The sequence below is a fragment of the Rufibacter sp. LB8 genome, assembly GCF_014876185.1.
Classification (GTDB): Bacteria; Bacteroidota; Bacteroidia; order Cytophagales; family Hymenobacteraceae; genus Nibribacter.
In genome coordinates this window covers 3,051,787-3,075,965 of sequence record NZ_JADALJ010000001.1, presented here as the reverse complement: position 1 = coordinate 3,075,965, position 24,179 = coordinate 3,051,787, and the positions used below count along the sequence as shown (strand labels likewise).

The following is a 24,179-nucleotide window of genomic DNA, read 5'->3' as shown; positions in this document are numbered from 1 at the left end:
GTCCTATTCAACAATTTTATGAACTATTTAATAGGTAATATCACAAGAGAAAATCCTCAAGCTGCTTTTGTCAGCGATGTACAGCTAGCCTGGTATCCTTCTCACCCAAACAATGCCAAATTAGCTGGCTCTTATTCTTGGACCCGCCAGCAGATTGGCGAAGAGCTCCCTTCCTTAGAAGCCTTAAATAAATTACGCGATGGGTTTGAGTCAGACGAAATAGCCAAGCAAGGTAATCGCCATTTGTGGGAGGCTATCTACGGCCACGGCAAATCTCACTTGGCTTTAGCTATAGCTAATTTTTTCGGAAAGACTGCTGGGTCGCCAGAGGTAAACACGGTACTAGAGGCCATAAAACATGCTAAAGGGGATTTTGAAGGACTAAAGAATTTCAAAGAAAGCCGCCAACCATATTTAGTATTAACTCTTTTTGGGAATGACACCCTTACTATTGCCCAAAGTATTACTAGGGGTATTGAAAAAGCCTTTGCTCTCAATCCGGCTACTGCAAATGAAGATATAGGTTTATGGTTTAAGCCCGCTGAAGAAGGTCTGGCAGCACTTTCTGCTAAAGAAACGGATGTAGAAAAAGCATCTGAGTTTTTGCAGTCTCTTACCCCCTCTTTAACCCTACAAGACCTACGAGAGGACCTTAGCTCTCGGCGAGGGCAGTACCGGGAGCAGTTAAGTCAAATGGTGCACTATGTAACGGGTTTCCCTCCTGCCTTTGGCGATATGTTAGGCCCAAAACAGGTTATAGAAAGTGTTGTAGAAAGGTATTGTGGAGAAGGGAAGCCCTTTGCTGGCTTACTTATTCTTTATGATGAATTTGGCCGGTTTGTGCAAGATTATGCAACTGAGTATGATTTATTAAGCAGGAACCAACCTTTACAAAACCTCTTAGAGGCCGTTGCTGGTTTACAAAGCAAAGCCGCCATAGTAGCTTTTACGCAAGCGAATCCTGAAGGCATAGCCAAGCGTGCTATGGGCGCAAATTCTTCTAGACTGGATGAAGTAAATAGAGAGCTCACTCGTTTTCCAGATCCTGGACGCAAAGTACTAGTATCACCCCTGGAAGCTGTCTTGGGGGATTTCCTTCAGCAAGATAAAGATCTTTTGGGCACTATATTGGATGAAAATCAGACTGCCGAAGCCAACTTAGATGCTGCAGTAGACATGACAAAGTTGCTTTTTCAAGCAAGATATTCTACATGGTCATCACAGCAATTGCAGAATCAGCTGGGTTATGAGTGCTTTCCACTACACCCGCTTACTACTGCTTTGCTTTGCACGCTAGGTATTCGGGAAACTGTATCAGCTCGGCCCAGTTTAGGTTTTGTCAAGGAGACCTTCCAACGCTTTGCTGACTATCCTGTTCTTAATGCTAATGGTACACTTCAATTTATTCCAGCCATTCAACTAGTCGCCTATTTCAAAGAGTCATTGGCTAAAAATGATGAAGATTGGAATAGGTACCAAAATGCGCTTAGATTAGCTGGGGCTGATTTACCCCAGTTAAAATTAGCTGAATTATCTAGGTTAAAAGATGACGTATTAGCAGCAATGTTTGTGCGTGAAACAGCAAATTTAACTGTAGGAGATGGCATAACTAATTTTGAAAATATTATTGCTGCTCTAAGTGGACACTCACCTGAAGATGCGGCAAAAGCACTTGAAGAGTTAGCGGCTGATAGCCGTATCCAGCACGATCCGGCTGGAGCAAAATATTTATTTTGGAGTTTGGGCCAAGATGGCATGAAAGCAAGCAAAACACTTGCTACTGAAACAGATCTATTAGTACAAGACCAAGAAGACCTTAAGAAGGCACTTAGAAAACAACTAACTACCTTAAATCATGCTGAGGAAGTTTCTCTAGGTAATCCAATAGACTGGGCTGCACACGTATTTGTAGTGCCACGTATTTTATGGTCGCAAGATTACCTTCGCCAAGTAATTCGTCGTTACCAGCTTACCAGTGACAGCTCCTCTCTTGACGTAGCTGCACGTCGGGGTTATGCAATAAGGCCAGTTGGATTTACTGATGGAGAGGTTGCTTGGTTAAGAGCCAACGCCCAAGCTGACTTTGATGCAGTAATACAAGAACTGGATGCAACTTATCCACCACCTGTAGTTCTTGTATTACCTCAACAGCCACATACAGGATTACTACGGGCTTTAGCGCAGCAGTATGTATTAGATGGTTGGGGTTCGCAAACCCGTGCTGACTTAGGAGTAAAAGCTATTGAGCAAATTCAAGCGCAGATAAATACGCAAAAACAAGCAGAACTAACTAAGCTTCGAAAAGAAGAAAATAAAGTTATTGATTACAAGGTGCCAACAGTATACGCTTCTGCTGTGAATGCCTTATTATCTACCATCCCAACTCCTTCTTTAAGAGTTTTACTCAAAGCCTGCTATGATTACTCCTATGGCTGGCGAGCTCCTTATCTTGACGATGCCTCTTCTGGCACTAATTATAGAAGAGGGGTATGGACAGCCTGTGACTATTTAAGACGTGATAAGTTTATAGATTGGGAAAATAACACAAGGAGTGCCGCTGGAGCCCCAGCAAGAAAAGTATATGACAAAGTTCTTCGCGACTCCTCTACTACTTGGGGAGTTGTTGACGCAAGCTTACGTGTGGTAGACCCTCGTCTTGAGGTAGTACAACGTGGTTGGCAAGTTTTAGAAGCAGCAGTGCCTGTTGGCACTAGCCCTGATGACCGTGTATCGCTTAGAGGTCCTCTATTGCAGTTGTTAAATGCCCCTTACGGGTATGATTATTACGCATTAGGACTTCTTTTTTGCGCTTGGGCAGGCAGATATCGCCGTTCACTCAATTTTTATCACGGCCCAACTGGGCAAAAACTAAAAGGGGAAGACTGGTTCACCACAGAAAACAACTTTGAAAAGGTTATCTCCACCCTTCTTGGCCCCCTTAATCTCCATGCTACACGTGAAGACCAAGAAACGGCTAAAGTTTATCTTGAGCAAATACTGAATGATTGGGAAAATCAAGGGGTGCTCGAATTTTCTGAAGCAGAAGCAAGGCTTACTGCCTTAGAAGAATTTATAGCTAGTGAAAGTGATGACCCTATCCTTAAAGAGCGGGCCAGAGAAACGGCACCTCAAATAAAAACTGCAATACAAAATATAGAAGCTTATTGCAATTGGCTAGGTGAAACAACTGAACGTTTTACATTGTCCTCAACCACCCACCCCGACACAATTCAAGCAATTGTCAAAGCAATCGTTCAGATCCAGAATGGCCCACCACAGGTTAGTGTGCTACCTCCAAATATAGATTTAGTAAAGAAAGCCGAAGCCCAACTTATAATAAAGCTCCGCTCACTTGTAAAACTGATATGCAGTATATACACCTCACAGCAACAATTAGGCACGACTACTAAATGTTCGGAAAACACAACCCGTTTATTTTCAATTAAGAATTATTTATCTCCTTTGACTGAGGAAGTTGGACTTTCTATGGTAGAAGAATCTATTTCAACTATCTTAAAACAAAAAGACAAACTACAAGGAGAGGAAAAAGATATTACCCTATTAGCAAGGCTAAAAGACTTCGAAAAACTTAAAAATCTAAATGAATTACGAGAAGCTTTAGAAGAACTAACAACTTTAAATCCTCATTCTGAAAAAGGAGAAACTGCTCTTAATTCTACTATCACAACTGTTAAAGGTCGTATTGTAGAGCTTGAGAGTAGCGTGATCAATAATAAAACTAAAGCAAGGGATCTACCCGGGAAAGAAGGTAAATCCTTAAAATTTTTAGAGAAGGAGATTAAAACACTTTCCAGTACACTTGAGCGGCAGTACGATAACTATCAGGATGCAAATCCTGAAAGTGAAATGCATTCTCAAGCACTAAAATGGTGTAGGATATGGAATAAGATCTTAGATGATATTTCTGATTTACGTGAGGATAACCCAGAAAATACTACTGAACTACAAAAACTACTAAAGAAGTATGATAAACTAACGCTTCTTGAAGGGATTTCTGAATCACAACAATCTTACGTTTTAGAAGCAAAGCAGACGGTGGTAGACGCTTTTGCAGAGCATGTAAATGAGGCAGAAGAAATTTTATCTAATTTAATTACTCGCAATGAGTTAAATGACCCCAATGATCCACCTGCCAAAATTTATCAAGAGCTTCAGAATGCTATAAATAAGGAATTTCACTTTTTACCTAAAGAGGAAAAGTCACGAAAAGAAAAGCTTGAAAAAGCACTTCAAAAACGCTTCGATGCTGACCAAGTTGAAGATATTACTGTGCGTTTTAGCCAGATAAAGGATGCTCAACAAAGGAAGAAATGTGTTGAGCGATTAAAACTTTTATTAGAACGTGAGTCGTTTGCAGCTGCCAACTAATATGTCAAAGAGTTCTTCTTTACCAATTAAGGCACTATTATTAGACCCCTCTGGTGACGCTCCTGCACCAGAGGGGTATAGTGTTATAGATACCGATGTAGCATGGCTTAAAGCTGCTGCTAAAGTTAAGACCACTGATAATGTTCCTAAAGTAGTGGTACGTGGAGTAGAACGGTGCAATTGGGCTTATATTTGGTGGCAAGCACTTGGTGGACAAACAGCAACGCTTATATCTCCTTCCGTTCAATTAAGAGAGCGTTGCCCTTCACTTACAGAGCAACAAGCCCGTAAAGTGCTTTCTGATTTACCAATACCTTTCACCACTAAGCTGCCTCCTTTGTGGGAAATTCTAAAGAACCTTTATCCAAGTTTCTCTCACTGGAATGGTTTGCTTGCTCAAACAGATGTGACGTTAGTGCGTAACCAGGCTAGTTATTGGTTATCTTGGTTATCAACCCAGTCTACTCAATTTCCTGAACAACATTTACCAGTTATAAAAAAGGTGGTGGCTGATTGGCATGAAAGCTTTCCAGATGCCGCAGCGTTTTTCCCCACCAACTCTGCCCAAGCTAAAGCTGCTCTTACTGCTTGGATAGGTTATGAAAACCCTATGACGTCTTCACCTGCGTTAAAATCAGCTATATCTTGGGCTACACAATTTCCATTACCTGTAACAAATTGGATAACTGCTGCAAGAAACGCCTTCCTGCAGCAACTAGTTACAACTTTAAGCGGGGTTACTAAAGACAAACAAGACGAGGCAGCTCTTGCTTGGTGGCAATTACAAATTAGCAAAGCCCATCATCCTGAAATAAGGCAAACGGCTCTACAGGCTTTAGTACAACAATTACACTCCCCAATATTTTCTCATGCAGCTACTGAGCTTTTAATATCACAGCTAGAAAGAAGCCATGTAGCAACTCCCGCTTTGGTTGCAACATTACGGCAACTTGTTCCGCCACCTGTGCCTCCACCTGTACCTAGCGAGCCCTCTGGCGCCTTACAATGGGTTACACAACAATATCTCCCTTATCGTCTTTGGCAGGCTAGCCAGAAAAACAATGATAAAGCAAGAGCTGAGGTTCAGCGATTATCTGAAGCTTTTAGTGATTGGTTTTTAGAAACATATCCAATAAAGCTGGTGGGTACCCCTGCTCCCTATCAACAGCAATTTTGGGCTGCGCGTGCCCTAAAAAAGCCCGCGTCAAATGAAATAGTGCTTTGGGTGATTGCAGATGGATTGGGGTGGGATGATGCGCTCACCCTTCAAAAGCTTGTTTTATCTCAAGCAGCGGGTAGATTGAGCTTAATTGCGGCAACCCCTTGCTTTGGTTTAGTCCCTACTATCACATCCCATACAAAGAGGGCTGTACGCTGGGGAGTGCCTTTAGAATATACCCAAAAAGCTAAAGAAGATTATTTTAATCAACTGCCTATGCCCCCAGTAGATGTTAGGGGCATAGATAATCTAGCAGAAGCTGTGCATGTAGCTCAGGCTGGGCAGCTGTTAGTTTGGTTACCTCCTGAGCCTGATAGTATTTACCATAATCCAGGAAATGCGCAAACCATACGAAATAATGCAGTAGCTTCTTTAACAGGGATTGCACTTAGTATTTGTGAAGCAGTAGCTGCAGTTCCAATTCATACGGAGGTCCGAGTAATTATTACAACTGACCATGGTCGTCTTTTAAGTGAAAGCCCAAGGACCTTAGACCCCATATCTGGTTTTACGGGGCATGGGAGAGCAGCCTATAGAGCTTCTCCTCCACATAAAAAGCCTATACCTAGGCCAGATAAAGCTATTGATACAGATACAGTGCGTTGGCTTGATCCTGACCGTTTTAAGTTGCCTGATTGGGTTGCTATTGCTCGTTCAGATGCTTCCTTTAAAATTGTTAGTCATACTGGCTCTATGCGAGGAGGAACTGATATATTTCCACACGGCGGTGCTTGGCCCGAAGAAGTAGTTGTACCTTGGATAGAATTACAAAGCAATTTAGAGCCATTAATGATTGGCGGTTTTTTGTCTGGAGAATCTCGTTCCTATAGACAAGGGAAAGCTGAACTACATCTTAATAACAGTAGTTCTAGACCTGCCCGCCTTCGGAAAGTTAAAGTCCAAATTCCACGTGTTGATGACCTGGAAATTGAATTTGATGAACTGCTACCTGGAACCATAGGAATAAGTAAATCTATTGAGATACCCCGTTGGCCTGACACTGCTCAAGCGGAGAAAACAGTGGCACAAGTTACCTTAGAAACACCTGATGGAGAACTACATACTTTTAATCTCAATACTAACTTACGAAACACAGATTTGAGGCAATCAAGTACAAACCCACTTGATGATTTATTTTAAGTTAGTGGTGTATCACTTTTGCCAAATTATTTGATTATGGAATTTGAAAACTTAGAAGCTAAAATAGATCGTGTCTTTACTAATGCTGCCATAGATAAGCGCCGTTTAGCAGCATCTGGACTGAAAAACCGTGGAGTACCTGGCTATGTAGCTGAATGGGTACTTGAAACGGTTGTACCAGGCCACGGGGAACTCAGCTCTGCTGATGCGAATAAAGTTCAAGAATGGGCCTCTCGTGTTATTCCTAAGGCTGACGAAGGAAACGCTATTCGGAACCGGCTATTGGCTGGCGAGCGAGTAAAAATTCTCACTCGGGTACAAATTGATGTAACTTTAGGTCAGACCAAAGCAGTCCGCAATGCTCGTCTTGCCTTGATTGGCATTTTTGATGGACGCATTGGCGAAGACATTATTAAACAAAACCCTCAACTACTAAACCATGGAATGTGGGGGGTTGTAGAACTTGTTTATTTAACTGGTCAAGGGGTAGTCATAACTAATTTTAGACCCATGCAGGCCGATGCCAATCTAGATGACTGGAATGAGGCAAGAGCTCATTTTACAATTGAAGAGTGGCGCGCAGTCCTTCTCAGATCTATGGGTTACAATCCAGATTTTTATAGCCCTGAGCAGCAAATGTTAGTTCTTGCAAGGCTTTTACCATTAGTTCAAAAGCATACTCATCTAATAGAACTAGCGCCACGTGGTACTGGAAAGAGCTATGTATATGAAAATATATCACCACAGGTGCGCCTGATTAGTGGTGGTAATGTATCTCCAGCGGTTTTATTTGTAAATAACACAAATGGACAAGGTGGTTTGCTTACCCGTTATGCTGTTGTTGTATTAGACGAAGTACAAACCCTTAAATTTGAAAGCCCAGCTGAAATAGTTGGGGGGCTGAAGGGATACATGGCAAACGGTCGTATCACCCGTGGAGGGCTTCACGAGTTTGCCTCAGATTGTAGTTTTGTTTTATTAGCAAACATAACGCTTGATTCACAGTCAAAGCCTGTAAATGACCCTATTACACAAGAATTACCATCATTTCTACAAGAGACAGCCTTCATTGAACGTATTAAAGGCCTAATCCCAGGTTGGGAGATCCCTAAATTAGAGCAGAATAGCTTTGCACTAGGCTTTGGATTAAAAGCTGATTATTTCGGTGATATCTTAGTAGCACTTCGTAGCCACCATTCAGCTTCAGATACTTTCTGCGCCCGTAATATTGACCTAGGGGAGCGTGCCTATCATAGAAACAAAGAAGCTGTTACAACACTAGCTAGTGGGTACATGAAGCTTCTTTTTCCTCACGTTCAACCTACTCTTGCTGAATTTTATACTCACTGCTTAAAACCAGCCATAAAATTACGCCAGGGAGTATGGAACTTGCTTTATAGCCAAGGTGGAGAATATCGGAAATTTGACCGTGCCATTGTTCCTATTTTGTCTGAGTAAAAATTTACTTCCCTATTTAATTAGCTTATGCTACTTAAAATCTAAAATGGCTAAGTAAAGCTATAAAGCTGTAGTTAGAAAAATTTGCAGATACACTTCTTTCAACTCAGAGATGCTGGTTCAAATATGCCTCCGTTTTCGGGTTCATTTCCAGAAATGAGGGCGAAAACAGCATCCTTTGCGTTCAATCCTGAAATAAAAAGTGTCACTCTTTACCTCTTCAGTAGGAGCAGTGGGTAGATAAGTCTTCTGCCAGCTTGGTATTACCCTCAGAAAGTAAGCTTTACTCCTGAAAAATACCTAGAAGTAGGCATTTTTTGGAGATAAACTATTCCTTAACCTTGCCTTTTGGGAAATTAGTATCCACCAAATCAAGGCTATGACGCAACGCCTGCCGCCTTCTATTGATGTATTCCAGCAAATCTGGCAGAACCAGCCGTTTGATGTGGGTTTCCAGGATTTCAAACTGCGCAAATCTAGCCCAGAGGAGGCGGTGTCTGTCTTTACCCTGGGCTCGCAGTTCATGTACCTGCATGACTGCCAGACACTACAGGTACTGTACATTAGCCCCAGCTATGAAGATATTACCGGGTTTATAGAGAAGCCCACGGTGGAATTTCTGTATGACATCATCCACCCCGAAGATCGCGAGGCCGTCATCAAGGCCACCTGGCTGGCCATTGACTTCGCGGTGCTGTACAAACACCTGCGGCCCCTGCATGACGTGTTTTCCATAGACTACCGCCTGCGCGTGGCCAACGGCGACTACATACGCGTGCAGCGCCAGGACGCCATCTGGGAAACCGACCGCCTAGGCAACATCACCAAGACCGTGTCTTTGTTCACCAACATCACCGGCAACAAAAAGTCCACTGACATTCAGTACGGCTACAATCACCCTGCCTTCCAGGAGTATCTGCTCAGCAACAAGGAGATTCTGCAGGTAGTGACCCTGAGCCAGCGCGAAAAGGAGATCCTTCGCCTCTTGGTCAAAGGCAAGAACAGCCGCGAGATAGCCGACCTGCTCCACATCAGTGACCTCACTGTGAACACCCACCGCCGCAACATGAAAACCAAGCTCAAGGCCAAAAGCACCGCCAAACTGCTGCTCTACGCCCTGGAGCAAGGCCTGCAGTAAGTAATTCTACTTTCCGTTTTCGGGCTCATTTCCAGAAACGGGGCCGAAAACGGATTTTTTTTATTCTTTAATCGAAGTTCATTCCTGTGCCTGGCAGCGGCGGCTTTGTCTTCTTACTGGGACAAAAAGGATGAAAATAGTGCAGGAAGAAGTAAGAAACCATCCGCCGTTTTCGCCTTCATTTCCAGAAACAAGCCCGAAAACAGAAACACGGTGCCTGTATTTTTTTGCAGTGATGGTTCAATGAAACGTCAAGCAGCAAGTTGCCTTTTGTTTCTCATAGGTAAAAAATCAAGAATTTTACCCATGATACGTTTCTCATAGGTAAGAAATGGCAAAATTTACCCATGATGGAAAACGATGGTTTTTCGTTGATTTTATTCATCCTATTGCAAATCGCGAAGCATTTGCCAGCAAATTAGACTTGGCTGTTATGCACAATCACCTGAACCAAGCTTGGATTCAGATAAAAGTTAGATTTGCCTATCCTTTCTTTGTGCAGAATGTCTATACCTACTTATTGATCTAAGTATTTGGCGACCGTTTTTCTGGTAAAAAGTAAATCATGTTCCAGAAACTCTATTTTAGTAGAAGGGTGCCAGAAAGGATTGTTCTATATGTCTTGTGAATCTATGGTAGGCAACTATGTCCTGATTTGGGGTTTTTGTTGTTGCATTCCTTCTTTTATTCCTTTAATCAAGGCAATAATTTACTCCTCCAGCCATTCTGCAGCAAGTTCAATCTCTGTGAAGCTTTTAAACTGAATGCGGCGTGCATTTTCTCTGAACGCCTTAGAGACGTGGGTCTCCCTTAAGAAACTTGATGATTCAACACGCGCGATCTTTCTGATACGGGTGGAAGCCAGGGATTGTATGAATTCAGAGATAATTGGTGCGACTACTTCCTCCTGCATATCAACCTTTGTTGTCCTTGCATCAAACAGGAGCCTCCGTGCGTCATAGTTCCTTACATGCTCGGTGATGACCTCAAACGTCTTGCTAATCTCAGAGACGTGAATATCACTCACAGGAGGTAAACTAACTAATATAGTATCTATTCTGGGTTCGAATTCCAGCAATAAGAACCCGCTTTTGTAGACTAGCATGGATGTACATTTTGAGTCATCTCACAAACGTCACCTGAATGATATTCGTTACGAGTTGCTGTAAACAAAAGGCAGATCAGATGGTCTTTTAGTATAGCAGGGAGATTTCCGCTCGCACTTCAGCTGCCAGGGCTAGTTATATCTCTGGGAGGCGACTTTCATGATACCCCTTCCATAATGGGAGGTGGGTCTGTCCACCGTTTGCATGATACTATTGTGTTGCACGCTATCCAACAAGTCAAACTGTAGTAGACGGTAGGGTAGGATTTCAGTGAGCATGGTACCCGTCTTCTTGTAATTATATCATGGTATAAAGATGTACTACATAACGAGTAACGCGTAGTGGTTCAACTCCAGATCTGAGTTGTTAGCAACCAGTAGGATTATAAGTAGAGGAGAAACAAAAAATCCCGCTCCTTGTTATGGAAGCGGGATTCTTATTTTATGCTGGTGGTGATGATTGGAATCGAACCAACGACACAAGGATTTTCAGTCCTTTGCTCTACCAACTGAGCTACATCACCAGCACTTACTTTTTGCCGTTCTGGTTAAAAAGTATGCAAAGGTAAGCAGCCTGCGCAGATTTGCAAAACTTACTGCAAAAAAATCTTTTGCACCCGTTTCAGAATACTTTGTTAAATTCGTTCGTAATAGAAGCAGTTTTCACCGCTAAATTCCTGTCTGTGATCCACCAAATCATCTTTCTTCTTGTAGCTGCGCTGGGTATTGGTCTGTTTGTCTGGCAGATGCGTAAAATCACCGCCAACATTAACCTGGGCCGCGACAAAGACATTTCGGGCAACGTGTCTGAGCGCCTCAACGCCGTTTTGCTGGTCGCGTTCGGCCAACAAAAAATGTTCAAGCGTCCGTGGCCAGCCTTTTTACACCTGTTTGTGTACGTGGGGTTCCTGGTCATCAACATTGAAGTCATCGAAATCCTGATCGACGGCATCTTCGGGACGCACCGCGTGCTGGGCTTTCTGGGGCCGGTGTACAGCGCATTGATGGCTACCAATGAAATTCTGGGGCTGCTGGTAGTAGTGGCCTGTATTATTTTCATTGCAAGAAGAACATTGACCAAAGTGCCCCGCCTCACCCGTGGCCCTGAGATGCGCGCCTGGCCCAAGATGGATGCCAATGTAATTCTTATCACAGAAATAGTATTGATGGCCGCTTTGTTCGCGTTCAACATTGCTGACCAGAAGCTGGCTCAATTGCGCGGGCATGACCTGCCGGGCTATTTTCCGGTGACCGCTGGGTTGGTAGATCTATTCGGGAGCAATGAAAGCACGTTGAGCCTGATTGCCGGTATTGGCTGGTGGGTGCACATTGTGGGCATTCTGCTGTTCATGAATTACCTGCCGTCTAGCAAGCACTTCCACATTATCATGGCGTTCCCCAACGTGTACTACAGCAAGCTGGAGCCGAAGGGCCAGTTCAGCAACGTGGAGAGCATTACGCATGAAATCAAAGCCATGCTGGACCCCAGCTACGTGGTGCCGCCCGCCCCCGAAGGCATTGATCCGCAGAAATTTGGCGCGAAGGACGTGGAAGACCTCACCTGGAAACAGCTTATGGATTCCTATACCTGTACCGAGTGCGGCCGCTGTACCAGCGTTTGCCCGGCTAACCTTACCGGCAAATTATTGTCGCCCCGTAAGATTGTGATGGATACCCGTGACCGGATGGAGGAAGTAGGCCATGCGCCCATCATCTTCGCGCCCGCACACTACAAAGAAGAGTCTGAGCGCGTGAAAGTCTCTGACGAGCGCACTTTGCTACGTGGCTACATTACTCCGGAGGAACTGTGGGCCTGTACCACCTGCAACGCCTGCGTGGAGTCCTGCCCTGTGAACATCAACCAGCTGTCTACCATCATTGACCTGCGTAGGTTCTTGGTGCTTGAAGAATCTGCGGCACCAGCAGCGTTGAACACCATGTTCAGCAACATTGAGAACAACGGTGCCCCGTGGGCTTTCTCGCCCAGTGACCGCTTCAATTGGGCTGATGATTTGTTTACAGCTTCAAAAAATTAAGTTCTAGCGGGGAGCAGAACCGAACTTTCTGGAATTCTTGTAACCCACCCCTGCCCCTCCGAGGAGGGGAGGATCACCAAAGAGGGAAGGTGGGGAAGAACGAGTTGAGTTGGAAGTTGCAAAACAGCTTTTGGCGTGTTCAAGTTCTCCAGCTCTTTCGGAGTTCTACTTCGAAAGTAGTCTGCCGGGGAGTTCTACTCCCTTCACATGCCTCGGTTCCCGGCGGAGTGGAACTCCGCAGCAGGCAAATTCGGGAGTAGAATTCCCGAACAGCGAGGATTACATAAGTAGATAATTCCCCTCCTCGGAGGGGTAGGGGTGGGTCCCTCTTTCCAGAGTAACGCAAGCCCCACCTAACACCCATTAGTATTTGTGCGGCATGCCGAGTAAATTAGCACATCAGCACATTACCCCATTAGCACATTACCACAGATGTCAGAGAAAAAACAGATACAAGTACCCGTTATGGCAGACATGGCCGCCCGCGGTGAAACCCCTGAAGTTTTATTTTGGGTAGGCTGCGCCGGCGCCTTTGATGACCGTTACAAAGCCGTGACCCGCGCCTTCGTGCGTATTCTGGAGCACGTGGGCACCAGTTACGCCGTTTTGGGCATGGAGGAAACCTGCACCGGTGACCCCGCCAAGCGCGCGGGTAACGAATTCCTGTTCCAAATGCAGGCCATGACCAACATCGCTACGCTAGACGGTTACGGCATCAAAACCATTGTCACCGCCTGTCCGCATTGCTTCAACACCATTAAGAACGAATACCCAGCCCTGGGCGGCAACTACGAAGTCATTCACCACAGCACGTTTTTGCAGAACCTGATCAACGAGGGCAAAGTGAAAATTGCCGGCGGCGGCGAATTCAAAGGCAAACGCATCACGTTCCATGATTCTTGTTATCTGGGCCGTTCCAACAGCATCTATGAAGCCCCCCGCGAAGTTCTGGCTGCTTTAGACGCTGACTTGGTTGAGATGAAACGAAGCCGCGCCAACGGACTTTGCTGCGGTGCCGGTGGTGCCCAAATGTGGAAAGAACCAGAACCCGGCAGTAAAGACATCAACGTGGAGCGCGCCGAGGAAGCCATTGGCACCGGGGCCACCATCATTGCCAGCGCCTGTCCGTTCTGCATGACCATGATGGCCGACGGTGTGAAAAGCCACAACAAAGAAGACAGCGTGCAAGTCTTTGACATCGCAGAGTTGATAGCCCAGGCCGAAGGCTTGAATGCGTAGCATTTAGTAGCAGGTATCAGGTATCAAGAGGCTGAGTGCGTTTTCGGGCTCATTTCTGGAAACGGAGCCAAAAACGCCTTTTCTGCTTCAAGTTTAGCGGTAGCGTAACTTGGAGCTTTACACGCCGCAAGTTTATCAACTTGCGTACTTACAGATAAAGGGAATAAGGAAGTTTATAAACTTCCAACATATCTAGCCACAAGTTACGCTATCGCTAAACTTGCGACAGGAGGCAGAAGGCGACTGCGCTGCTTCACATTTGCTGTTCGGGATTTCTAATCCTGAACCACTCTGTCGGGGATTTCCTAATCCCCGTTGCTGGTCAATTGGGAAAAAGCAGGCACGGGGATTGATAAATCCCCGACAGACAACTTCCGGATTGATAAATCCGGAAGAGCAAATTAAAGCAAATCTGAACAGCAAAGCGGATGTACTCCAATCGCTTGTTGTAAATGAAAAATATGGAAGTTGATAAACTTCCATCATGGATGGCTCCAAGTTGAAAACTTGAAGCAGGGAAAGATTAAACAACCAGAACCAAATTTCCGTTTTCGGCCTCATTTCCAGAAACGAGGCCAAAAACGGAAAACAGAAATCATGTGTATTGCTACCTGGTACTTGCTACATGATACTCAAAACCAAAACCAGCACATTAACCAATGTACGTTCCCTTTCACCAGTTACCGCCCCAGAGCCGCGTGTGGGTCTACCAACTCAGCCGGCCGCTCACCTCTGAAGAAGAAGCGCAGATGAACCAGCAACTGCTGGCGTTTGTGACCGAGTGGAGCAGCCACGGGCGTGATTTGCAGGCTTCGTTTGCCATACGGGAGCGGCATTTCCTGTTTCTGGCCACCAATGAACAAGTGGCCAGCGCCAGCGGCTGCTCCATTGACAAGTCCGTCAACTATTTAAGGCAATTAGAACAGGATTTCAACGTTGGATTCTTTGACCGTACCCGCCTGGCGTTCAAGACGGCAGACGGCGTGCAGACCGTTTCCTTGCCCGAGGTGAAAAAGAAAGTGGCCGATGGTTCTTTATCCCCAGATACCTTATATTTTGACACCTTGGTGGAGACCGTGGGCGGCGTGCAAGACCACTGGCCCAAACCAGCCAAAGAAACCTGGCTGGCCCGTTACTTTTAGAGCTTTTACGCGTAGTACTGCATGATGCTGAAACATAGAATTTTGGTCCTGGGCACTGCCCTAACGTTGCTAGCTTCGGGTTGTGGCCCGTTCCGGAGCGCCGTGCAGAAAGGCGACAAAGACTTTGCCCAAGGCGAATACCAGCTGGCGATAGAAAATTACCAGGCCGCGCTGGCGAAAGGCAAGAATCCGGGCCCGGTCAACTTCAAGCTCGCTGAGGCCTACCGCCTCTCTAACCGCCTCGCACAAACCGACCAATACTACAAAGCCGCCCTTGACGCCGGGGTGAAAAACGACGAAACCCTTTTCCGCTACGGCAAGGCCCTCAAAGCCGCCGGCAAATATGAAGAAGCCGCCGCGCAACTCCAGAGTTATCTGGCCGTGGCCACCAACCGCACCTTCATTAAAGAAGCCCAGCGCGAAGTTGAGAACCTCAAGGTATTGCCTTCCATTCTCAATAAACCCTCTTACCAATTGGTACGCCCGGTGCCCGGCACTAACACCGCCGCCTCTGAGTTTGCGCCCGTGGTGCGCGAAGGCCAGCTTTTTTTCTCGGCTAGCCGAGAGGAAACCAAATACCTGGGCAACGGCGAAGGCTTCCAGAATATCTATTTCGTGGCCGTAGCAGATACGGGTTCTGCCGCGCCAGCCTCTTTGAGACCGCTGGAAGGCCCCGGCACCGCGCCCGGTATTCATGATGCCACGCCAGCCTTCACCAACCAGGGCCGAACCATGGTCTTTGCCAGAAGCAACAGCGGTAAGAAGTCTGGTCGGCAAGACGTGGATTTGTATGTATCACAGTTTAAAACCGGCACTTGGTCAGAAGCCACTTTGTTGAGCTTCAACGAAAACTCCGCCTGGGACGCCACGCCTGCTTTCTCGCCCGATGGCAAAACGCTTTATTTCTCCTCAGACCGCCGCGGCGGCCAAGGCGGGAATGACATCTGGAAGACAACTTTAGATGCCGGTGGAAGATTTTCTCGTCCTGAAAATTTAGGACCCACCATCAACACGCCCGGCAACGAGGCATTTCCGCACGTGGCGCCAGATGGTACTCTGTACATCGCCTCAGACGGACACAGCGGTCTGGGCGGACTGGATTTGTTTAGAATCAATGGCGATTCGGTGATTAATCTCGGTACGCCTATCAATTCCATAGGTGATGATTTCTCCATCTTCTTCACCGAGACCGAGAAAGGCTTCTTCGCCTCTAACCGCGCCGGAGGGCAGGGCGGCGATGATATCTACGCCTTCGAGAAACGTCAACCCAAACTGGTCAATTTCTTTGTAGACGGCCGCGTGCTGGAGCGAAACACAACTACTAACACCACCACGCCCATGGCCAACGCCCGCGTGACGCTGCAGAACGCCCAAGGCGTAAAAGTCACCGAAGTACTTTCAGATGCCACCGGCGCTTTCACCTTTAAGTTAGACAGCGCCAGCGTGTATTCTGTGTTAGGCGAGCGGGAAGGCTATTTCGCGGCGCGGCAGTCTGTGGTGACGCAGGGCAAAACACCGCCGCAGAGTGAACTCACAAACCCATTGACCGAAATCAGACTTAGCACCACGCTCACGCTCAGCAAGATTGTGCGCAACAGAGCCATTGTGGTAGAGAATATTTTCTATGACTATGACAAGTCTGATATCAGGCCAGACGCCGCCGTGGAACTAGACAAACTGGTGCAGACGCTGGTAGACAACCCTAAAATCACCATTGAACTGAGTTCGCACACAGATAGCCGCGGCAATGACAAGTACAACCAAGACCTGTCGCAACGCCGGGCGCAGAGTGCCGTGGATTACATCATTTCCAAAGGCATTGACCCAGCCCGCATCACGGCCCGCGGTTACGGTGAGGCCCAACCGGTGGTGCGCAACGCCAAAACCGAGGAAGAGCACCAGCGGAACCGCCGCACCGAGTTCAAGGTGACCCGTATTGACGAGTAATCCTTGCAGCAGATGGCCAATTTTCTTTTACTGATTTTCGGGATTCTGTTCACGGGCATCGGCATTTTCTCCATTTTCAGTGCGGTGAATGTCTTTACGTATATCATTCCAGGTGGCGCTGCTGATTTCCTGGATGGTTTCAGTGTGAGTTTCGGGATGATGCTGCTGTTGGCGTATTATGTGCGGCGCTATAAAGAGCAAAACACGTCCAGATAAGAAATAGAGAAAGAAAAGCCTCCCATAACCGGGAGGCTTTCTTATTTTTGCCCCGCAACCGGTTTCCGTTTTCGGGCTCCATTTGCCAAACACAGGCCAAAACGGCTTTACTCAACCTTGCCCACCCATGGAAAACCGGTATTTGCAGCGCGGCGTTTCGGCCTCCAAAGAAGACGTACACAACGCCATCAAGAACATTGACAAAGGCTTGTTTCCCCAGGCATTCTGCAAAATCATTCCAGACCTGCTGGTGGGCGACCCCGATTATTGCAACATTATGCACGCCGACGGCGCCGGTACCAAATCTGCCTTAGCGTATCTTTACTGGCGTGAAACCGGTGACTTATCTGTCTGGAAAGGGATTGCGCAAGATGCCATCATCATGAATACTGATGACCTTTTGTGCGTGGGCGCCACCGATAATATTCTGCTGTCTTCCACCATTGGCCGCAACAAGAACCTGGTGCCTGGCGAAGTGATTGCCGCCATCATCAACGGCACCGAGGAAGTCCTGCAGATGCTCAGAGACAACGGCATCGGCATTTACAGCACCGGCGGCGAAACCGCTGATGTGGGCGATTTGGTGCGTACCATCATTGTGGACAGCACCGTGACCGCCCGCATGAAACGCTCTGAGGTTATCTCCAACCACACTATCCAGCCCGGCGATGTGATTGTCGGCTTTTCGTCTTACGGCCAGACCACTTATGAAACCGAGTACAACGGTGGCATGGGCAGCAATGGACTCACCAGCGCCCGCCATGATATGTTCGGTAATTACCTGGCCAAGCAGTACCCAGAAAGCTTTGACCCGGCCGTACCCGCAGATTTGGTGTATTCCGGCAACTGCAGCCTCACAGACATCAATGAAGAAACCGGCCTTACCGTGGGGAAATTGGTGTTGTCGCCAACCAGAACCTACGCGCCTTTGGTGCAGGCTATTTTAAAAGATTATAGAAGCCAATTACACGGCATGGTGCATTGCAGCGGCGGGGCGCAGACCAAAGTGCTGCATTTCACCAAAAACGTGCACATCATCAAAGACAATTTGTTGTCCGTTCCGCCGCTGTTCAGGCTAATTCAGGAGCAGAGCAACACCAGCTGGCAGGAAATGTACAAGGTTTTCAACATGGGCCATCGTTTGGAGATTTATGTGCCTGAAAATATTGCCCAGGATTTGATTTCTATTGCGAAGTCGTTCAACCTGGACGCCCAGATTATTGGCCGCGTAGAAGCCAGCCAACAAAACGAACTCACCATCACCAGCCCCTACGGCGAGTTCAAGTACCAAGGATAATTGGTTACAGCCAGTTTGGTCTTGCATCTTTTCTGTCATCCTGAAAGGATCTCGGTGGCAAGCTAGACAAGCAATTATTAAACGCTTCCACAGTTTGCCCACAAGCTCTTTCCAGGCTGACAGCGCACTCCCGTTTTCGGCTCCGTTTTCAGAAACGAGCCCGAAAACGGGATTTCTTTTTCCCTTCGGAATATAGATTTGGCATAATATTTGGATTTGGCCACGCATTGCTTACGTGCTAATTGTTACGGCCATGACCAGATTCTACTTCTCCGTTTTCTTCCTATTTCTATTCACCAGCCTGGCGCAAGCCCAGGCACCACGGGAAGCTGCTATCTTAGTGGAAAGCCAGCGCGGCGAACGGTTTTACGTAGTCCTGGGTGGAAAAGTGATCAACACCGTGGCCTCTAACCGCGTGGCCGTGGCTGATCTGCCCGCCGGTAACTATTGGCTCGATTTGAAAGTAGTCCGGCGCGGACGGCCGCTCAACATCAGGGCGCAGGTTTTCCTGAAGGCCGGGTTTGAGGCAATCTATGTGCTGGAGCCCGCCCGGCGCGCAGGGTTTGTGCTCCGGAAGGTGGAGGAAATTCCTTTGCAGCCGCAAGCGCCGCTTCCCAACCCAGATGCACCCAACAACGCAGAATGCCGTGGGGCCATGGATGAACGGCAGATAGAGCGCACCCTTAGGTTTATGAAAGAAGAAGGTTTTGACGACCGTCGCCTGGAAATTGCCAAAGGCGAACTCAAACTGGCCGGCAGCCTCTACACCGATGACCTTTTGCTGCTGATGCAGGCCATCAATTTTGAAGACCGCCGCGTAGCCCTCGCCAAATTCGCCTATGCCTATATCTGCGACCTCAGAGAGTTTCCCCGGGTTATAGACGCCGTGGATCTCCCCAGCAGCAAACACCAACTCCAGGATTTTATCTATAAGCGGTAACATAGGATAATGAACACCTCCAGCCCCTCCTAGAATAGGAGGGGAGTTTTTGGGAATATGTGTTGTGGAAGAAAAGGTCTTTGGCGGAGACACTCGTAGGAGCTGCGCACACTACGAGGTCTTTTGAGCAGGCGTTCGTCGGGTCCTCGACCGTTGGAGACAAGGCAGTGCCTAGTCTCTACAAAAACCTCTGCCGCAAGTTACGCTGTCGCTAAACTTGCGGTAGAGAATGATATGCTTGTTTTCTCCTCCATTTCCAGTTTAGAGCCCGAAAACGCAATTGGCGCAGACCTCACAGGTTTCCAAAACCTGTGAAGTCTTTTGAGCAGGCAGCACTGCTGATGCCCAAAACGCAGACTGCCTTTCAAACTGTACCTTTTCCAGCCTTTCCATCGAGCGCCTCGCGGGTTGGCCTTGAACGACGGGAACTACAGGCAGATAACAGTCATGGCCAAGACGGGCAGTGCGAGAGGGGAAGGCGGGGCCTCGCGGCCGTGAGCGCTCGGAGCCCGGCAATGGAAAAGGCCGTCTTGTAGAACTCGGGATGCAGCGGTCATTTGGAAGGAAAGCAAACTGCATGCACAATGGCAGCTGGGAACGCAGTTTCCTTCGCCGTTGGTGATAATACCACCAACGGCGAAGGAAACTGCTTGTACACCTCTGAAAGTCAAGAAGAGGAAAGCAATAATCTTCGTTAGATCCTTCGACAAGCTCAGGATGACGTTCAATTTCTATCTGCGAGAGCTTCCCTTCGCTTCGTTCGCTACTTTTGGCTACCGCCTCAGGAATGCTCAGGATGACGTGAAAAAAGAAAAAACCGTTTTGGGGCTCATTTCCGGAAATGAGCCCCAAAACGGGTTGAAAAGAAAAATCAAATATCGCCTAGCGCAGCCTATCCATAGACCTCACCAAATCCTCGTCACGCTTGATGAAACGGTTGGCCAGTACGTTCATTAACAGACCAACTGCCGGAAGATAGAAGCCTGAGAGGTAGTCGCCTTGCGTAGTAGTTTTTACCAGGTCTTCGCCTACGTAAGAAGAATAGTAGAACACCAAGCCCATCAAACCTGCCATTACCAGGGAATTAAGCATGCCCAGTTTCATTTGCGTAAGACGGTTCTTGTACTGGAAAATCTCGTAAAGGGCAATTAGTCCGGCCAGGCCGGCGAGCACGGCAATGAAGATGGTGCTGGTAGTGGCGGCACCGTTCACGGGGCCTAACTGATAAGCGGTGAGCACATATTCCTGGTTGTCAGCGGGGTTGGTTTTCGCCCAGATGGGCAAAAAGAACAGAGATACCATGGCCACCACTAAAAGGAAGAGAAACACGCTTTGAATTCTTTGTATCATAACAGGGTTAGTTAACTTGCAGATAGTTTACAAAGCTACATAAAACTTGGCAATCCATGGCGCAAGACGCATATATCCTAGACATAGTACGTACCCCGGTGGGGAAATTCGGGGGGTCGCTCAGCACGGTTCGGCCCGATGACCTGGCCGCGCACGTGATCAAAGCCCTGATGGCCCGCAACCCCGGCGTGAACCCCGAAGACGTGGAAGACATTATCTTGGGCGCGGCCAACCAAGCCGGCGAAGACAACCGCAACGTGGCCCGCATGGCCGGGCTGCTGGCGGGTCTGCCCAAGGAGATTGGCGGCGTGACCGTGAACCGACTGTGCGCTTCGGGTCTGCAGTCTATCATGGATGCCAGCCGCGCTATCAAAGCCGGGGAGGGCGAGGTCTACATTGCCGGTGGCGTGGAGAGCATGACGCGCGCGCCGTTTGTGATGGCGAAAGCAGATGCGGCCTGGTCGCGCAGCCCTGAGATTCATGACACCACCATTGGCTGGCGCTTCATCAACCCGGCTTTGTCAAAACTGTACCACCCGTTTTCCATGGGCGAAACCGCCGAGAACGTAGCCCGCGACTGGAACGTGACGCGTGAGGCGCAGGATAATTTCGCGCTTCAATCACAGGAACGCTACCAGGCTGCGGCCCAGGCCGGCAAGTTCAAAGACGAAATTGTGCCCGTCACGCTTCCGCAGAAAAAAGGCGACCCCTTGGTATTTGACACCGATGAACACCCGCGCCTCTCGCCGTTGGCGAAATTGGCCGAGTTGAAACCTGCCTTTATTAAGGAGAATGGCTCGGTAACCGCCGGGAATTCTTCGGGCATTAATGACGGTGCCGCCGCTGCTTTAATTGTAAGCGGAGATTACGTGCGCAAACATAACCTCAAACCCATGGCCAAGATTGTGGGCGCCGCCGTAGCGGGTGTAGACCCGGCGCACATGGGCATTGGGCCGGTGCCCGCCACCAGAAAAGTATTGGAGCGTGCTGGGTTAGAAGTCAAAGATTTAGATTTGGTGGAGTTGAATGAGGCATTTGCGGCGCAGGCCGTGGCCTGTATGCAGGAGTTGGGTTTAGATGAAAGCAAAGTGAACGTGAACGGTGGTTCCATTGCCATAGGTCACCCACTGGGTGCCAGCGGTACCCGCGTTTCAGCTACGTTGCTGCATGAAATGCAACGAAGGTCAGATGCCAAATACGGTTTAGCTACCATGTGCATTGGTGTAGGGCAGGGCCTGGCCATTCTTTATGAAAAATGTGACGGCTCTGAAGGATAAGAGTAGAGCTGAAAATATAAATCCCGTCTGTGAAAAGCAGGCGGGATTTTTTTATACCTGATTGGCAGATAGTTGACGAAAGAGGTAGGCCTTAATTTCTTTAGAAGCTCAATCTGGCACAAACGTTGCGAGGAAGTTGTCATATTAAATCCTTAGAAAAATGAAACAGTTTGTCTTTGTCTTGTCTTTTATAGCACTTCTTTTGATTGGACAAAATGTCGCTGCTCAGAGTTATACTAGAGTTGGCGTGCAGCAGAAGGCGCAATTGTCTAAAACTGAAAAGCAACGCGCTAAAACCTTAGCTAAAGCAGCTAAGAAAGATGAAAAATATCAACAGCAACTGGCGCAGGCTAAGGATAAATACGAGCGCGACCAGCTTAAATTGAAAGAAGATTATAACCGTCGGCAGCATAAACTCAATGACCGGTTTTCCAAGTCTAACAACGGAGATAGAGCTGCCTTTGAGCAGGACCTAGCCCGTCTGAAAGCTGATTATGAGCAAGACCGTCAGAAACTACAGGAGAAGTATGAACGCAAGCGTGATCAGCGTCAAGCGAAATGGCAGGGTGAAAGAGGGCAATTGTCTTTGGTGAAATTGTAGGGTTTGCTTTAAAATTCTTATGATAGTAGTTCTCTGCCTTTGCTTGCTGAAGTATTTTTTGAACTGAAGTAATACCCTTTTGCCAAACGCGTATTCTCTCTTTGAAGGGGATGAAGGGAGATGTTTACACTAGCTGATTCCTACCGTTGCTGGTATTCCTAGGAGCCAACAACTAAGTCTGCCTCTCGCCGTTGTCGGTGTTCTCACCAACGACTGAGACTGCCTTGCCACTAACATTATGGCCAATACTCCAACCACCTACCTTGCCTAATTCTTTCTTACATTTTGCCAAGGTTTGTCACTTTTCTCCTTGATGCTCAACCTAACCAAAAGAATCAAGAACCCCCGAACTCGCTGCCGCTCAGACAGGCGGGAGTTCATTTCTTTGCACTTGGCTAATGCTATTTCTTTCATAGCTCACTTACGCCACTGCCATTCATAGGCTTCTACTTGCTCCCTCCCATGCTTCGGGCGCACAGCCAAGGCTGCCCTACGCATGGTCGGGAGGAAACGCTGCTACTATTTGAGAAGCTGCAATGCCTTGTTCGCCCTCCGTGCTGAGGCTTTATAAATTGTTTTGCCTTGAATAGACCCGCCCTTCAGGGCGGGTCTATTAATCTCCCCTCTCCGTTGGGGAGGGGCCGGGGGTGGGGCTAATTTCCTTATCTTTGCGCCATGCGGTATTTTCTAGAGGTGGCGTATGACGGAACGCGGTTTCATGGCTGGCAAACGCAGCCCAACGCGGTCACGGTGCAGCAGGTGCTGGACGATTGCCTGAAAAAAGTCTTCCGATTATCAATAGTAGAGACCATAGGCAGCGGCCGAACAGATACCGGCGTGCATGCCTCCCAACAATGGGTGCACGTGGACTTGCCACAGGTTATGGCCGCAGAAGAAATCCAGCACAAACTCAACCGAATCTTGCCACCAGACATTGCCATTGGGCAGGTGTTTCAAGTGGGGCCAGAAGCGCATACCCGGTTTGATGCCGTGCAGCGCACCTATGAATACCGAATCTCTTTAGGCCGAAATCCGTTTCTGGTGCGGCATGCCGCCATGCTTTCCAGAAAGCCAGACGTAGAAGCCATGAACCAGGCGGCGCAGGCGCTGCTGGAACTGGAAGATTTCACCACGTTCTCCAAAGTAAAAGGCGATACCAAGCACTACCGCTGTACCATTTCCCAGGTTTTTTGGCGCGAGGAGGGAAACTTGCTGATTTTCACTATTTCGGCTAATCGGTTTTTGCGCGGCATGGTGCGGTTAATTGTGGGCACGCTGCTGGATGTGGGCAAAGGCAAATTGACACCGGCGCAGTTCCGGGAAATCATTGAACGCCAGGATAGAAGCCTGGCCAGCGGGGCAGCGCCCGCCCAAGGTCTGTTTCTGCACCGTGTGGAGTATCCTGAAAATTATTTCCAGAAGCAGCAGATGTTGTTTGACCAGGAAGCTGCCGCCCAGGCGATTATGAAGCCAGAACAGACTGCGGAGTGATCCTCGTTTTTGGCTTCCATTTCAGAAATGAGACTGAAAACAGTTACCATGCTCTTGTAGAGACAAGGCACTGCCTTGTCTCCGATGACTGCTTGGGTACACTGAGACGCTGGCCCCAGCAACTTTTAATAGTCTGTAAAATCAGCAAGAGCCTAGAATTACTAATGTTATTACTCCCTCACCCTAACCCTCTC

17 protein-coding genes, 1 tRNA gene and 1 pseudogene are annotated in these 24,179 nt (G+C 47.8%); 15 read left to right on the top strand and 4 right to left on the bottom strand.

From position 1 onward, the window contains the following. The first annotated feature begins 18 nt into the window (after window positions 1-18). The 5 genes from IMY23_RS12925 (at window position 19) to IMY23_RS12905 (ending at window position 9,873) form a co-directional block, all read left to right on the top strand. A complete protein-coding gene (locus IMY23_RS12925; RefSeq protein WP_192822483.1) occupies window positions 19-4,389 on the top strand; it encodes a hypothetical protein in 4,371 nt (1,456 codons plus the stop codon). 1 nt (window position 4,390) lies between these two features. Continuing rightward, window positions 4,391-6,748: a hypothetical protein gene (locus tag IMY23_RS12920; RefSeq protein WP_192822482.1), complete on the top strand. Its 2,358-nt coding sequence runs from the start codon at window positions 4,391-4,393 to the stop codon at window positions 6,746-6,748. 36 nt (window positions 6,749-6,784) lie between these two features. Next, entirely contained in the window at window positions 6,785-8,206 is a 1,422-nt protein-coding gene (gene brxL, locus IMY23_RS12915) for a BREX system Lon protease-like protein BrxL (RefSeq protein WP_192822481.1), read from the top strand. 379 nt (window positions 8,207-8,585) lie between these two features. Next, window positions 8,586-9,344 carry a LuxR C-terminal-related transcriptional regulator gene (locus IMY23_RS12910; RefSeq protein WP_192822480.1) on the top strand — a complete coding sequence of 253 codons (759 nt, stop codon included), beginning with the start codon at window positions 8,586-8,588 and terminating at the stop codon, window positions 9,342-9,344. A 331-nt stretch (window positions 9,345-9,675) separates the two neighbouring features. Then, window positions 9,676-9,873, top strand: a complete 198-nt coding sequence (locus tag IMY23_RS12905) for a hypothetical protein (protein ID WP_192822479.1) — start codon at window positions 9,676-9,678, stop codon at window positions 9,871-9,873. Window positions 9,874-10,053: 180 nt separating this feature from the next. On the opposite strand, the gene IMY23_RS12900 is transcribed toward IMY23_RS12905, so the two are convergent. The 3 genes and pseudogenes from IMY23_RS12900 to IMY23_RS12895 all read right to left on the bottom strand — a co-directional run bounded on the left by IMY23_RS12900 (window position 10,054) and on the right by IMY23_RS12895 (window position 10,973). Then, a complete protein-coding gene (locus IMY23_RS12900; RefSeq protein ID WP_192822478.1) occupies window positions 10,054-10,371 on the bottom strand; it encodes a hypothetical protein in 318 nt (105 codons plus the stop codon). A 126-nt stretch (window positions 10,372-10,497) separates the two neighbouring features. Continuing rightward, a pseudogene (locus IMY23_RS20340) lies at window positions 10,498-10,575 on the bottom strand (hypothetical protein); the annotation flags it as partial. 322 nt (window positions 10,576-10,897) lie between these two features. Further along, window positions 10,898-10,973 (bottom strand) — tRNA-Phe (locus IMY23_RS12895). A 108-nt stretch (window positions 10,974-11,081) separates the two neighbouring features. Between IMY23_RS12895 and IMY23_RS12890 the strand changes: the two genes are divergently transcribed. The 7 genes from IMY23_RS12890 (at window position 11,082) to IMY23_RS12860 (ending at window position 19,266) form a co-directional block, all read left to right on the top strand. Next, window positions 11,082-12,485 carry a 4Fe-4S dicluster domain-containing protein gene (locus IMY23_RS12890; protein WP_370589850.1) on the top strand — a complete coding sequence of 468 codons (1,404 nt, stop codon included), beginning with the start codon at window positions 11,082-11,084 and terminating at the stop codon, window positions 12,483-12,485. A 432-nt stretch (window positions 12,486-12,917) separates the two neighbouring features. Further along, window positions 12,918-13,724, top strand: coding sequence for a (Fe-S)-binding protein (locus tag IMY23_RS12885; RefSeq protein WP_225986502.1), 807 nt, complete (start codon window positions 12,918-12,920; stop codon window positions 13,722-13,724). A gap of 659 nt (window positions 13,725-14,383) precedes the next feature. After that, window positions 14,384-14,866, top strand: a complete 483-nt coding sequence (locus tag IMY23_RS12880; RefSeq protein ID WP_192822477.1) for a hypothetical protein — start codon at window positions 14,384-14,386, stop codon at window positions 14,864-14,866. 21 nt (window positions 14,867-14,887) lie between these two features. Then, on the top strand, window positions 14,888-16,813 hold the full coding sequence (locus IMY23_RS12875; RefSeq protein ID WP_225986501.1) for an OmpA family protein: 1,926 nt from the start codon (window positions 14,888-14,890) through the stop codon (window positions 16,811-16,813). 12 nt (window positions 16,814-16,825) lie between these two features. Next, window positions 16,826-17,029 (top strand): hypothetical protein, encoded by a 204-nt coding sequence (locus tag IMY23_RS12870; protein ID WP_192822476.1) that lies wholly within the window; start codon window positions 16,826-16,828, stop codon window positions 17,027-17,029. Between the two features lie 127 nt (window positions 17,030-17,156). Further along, entirely contained in the window at window positions 17,157-18,326 is a 1,170-nt protein-coding gene (locus tag IMY23_RS12865; protein WP_192822475.1) for an AIR synthase related protein, read from the top strand. A gap of 253 nt (window positions 18,327-18,579) precedes the next feature. Beyond that, entirely contained in the window at window positions 18,580-19,266 is a 687-nt protein-coding gene (locus IMY23_RS12860) for a DUF4476 domain-containing protein (RefSeq protein WP_192822474.1), read from the top strand. 882 nt (window positions 19,267-20,148) lie between these two features. Here IMY23_RS12860 and IMY23_RS12855 read toward each other — a convergent pair. Next, window positions 20,149-20,616, bottom strand: coding sequence for a DUF4293 domain-containing protein (locus IMY23_RS12855; protein WP_192822473.1), 468 nt, complete (start codon window positions 20,614-20,616; stop codon window positions 20,149-20,151). Between the two features lie 56 nt (window positions 20,617-20,672). Between IMY23_RS12855 and IMY23_RS12850 the strand changes: the two genes are divergently transcribed. The 3 genes from IMY23_RS12850 to truA all read left to right on the top strand — a co-directional run bounded on the left by IMY23_RS12850 (window position 20,673) and on the right by truA (window position 23,985). Next, on the top strand, window positions 20,673-21,893 hold the full coding sequence (locus IMY23_RS12850; RefSeq protein ID WP_192822472.1) for an acetyl-CoA C-acyltransferase: 1,221 nt from the start codon (window positions 20,673-20,675) through the stop codon (window positions 21,891-21,893). A gap of 160 nt (window positions 21,894-22,053) precedes the next feature. Continuing rightward, window positions 22,054-22,494, top strand: coding sequence for a hypothetical protein (locus tag IMY23_RS12845; RefSeq protein WP_192822471.1), 441 nt, complete (start codon window positions 22,054-22,056; stop codon window positions 22,492-22,494). Window positions 22,495-23,169: 675 nt separating this feature from the next. Beyond that, window positions 23,170-23,985, top strand: a complete 816-nt coding sequence (truA, locus tag IMY23_RS12840) for a tRNA pseudouridine(38-40) synthase TruA (RefSeq protein WP_192822470.1) — start codon at window positions 23,170-23,172, stop codon at window positions 23,983-23,985. The last annotated feature ends 194 nt before the right edge of the window (window positions 23,986-24,179 follow it).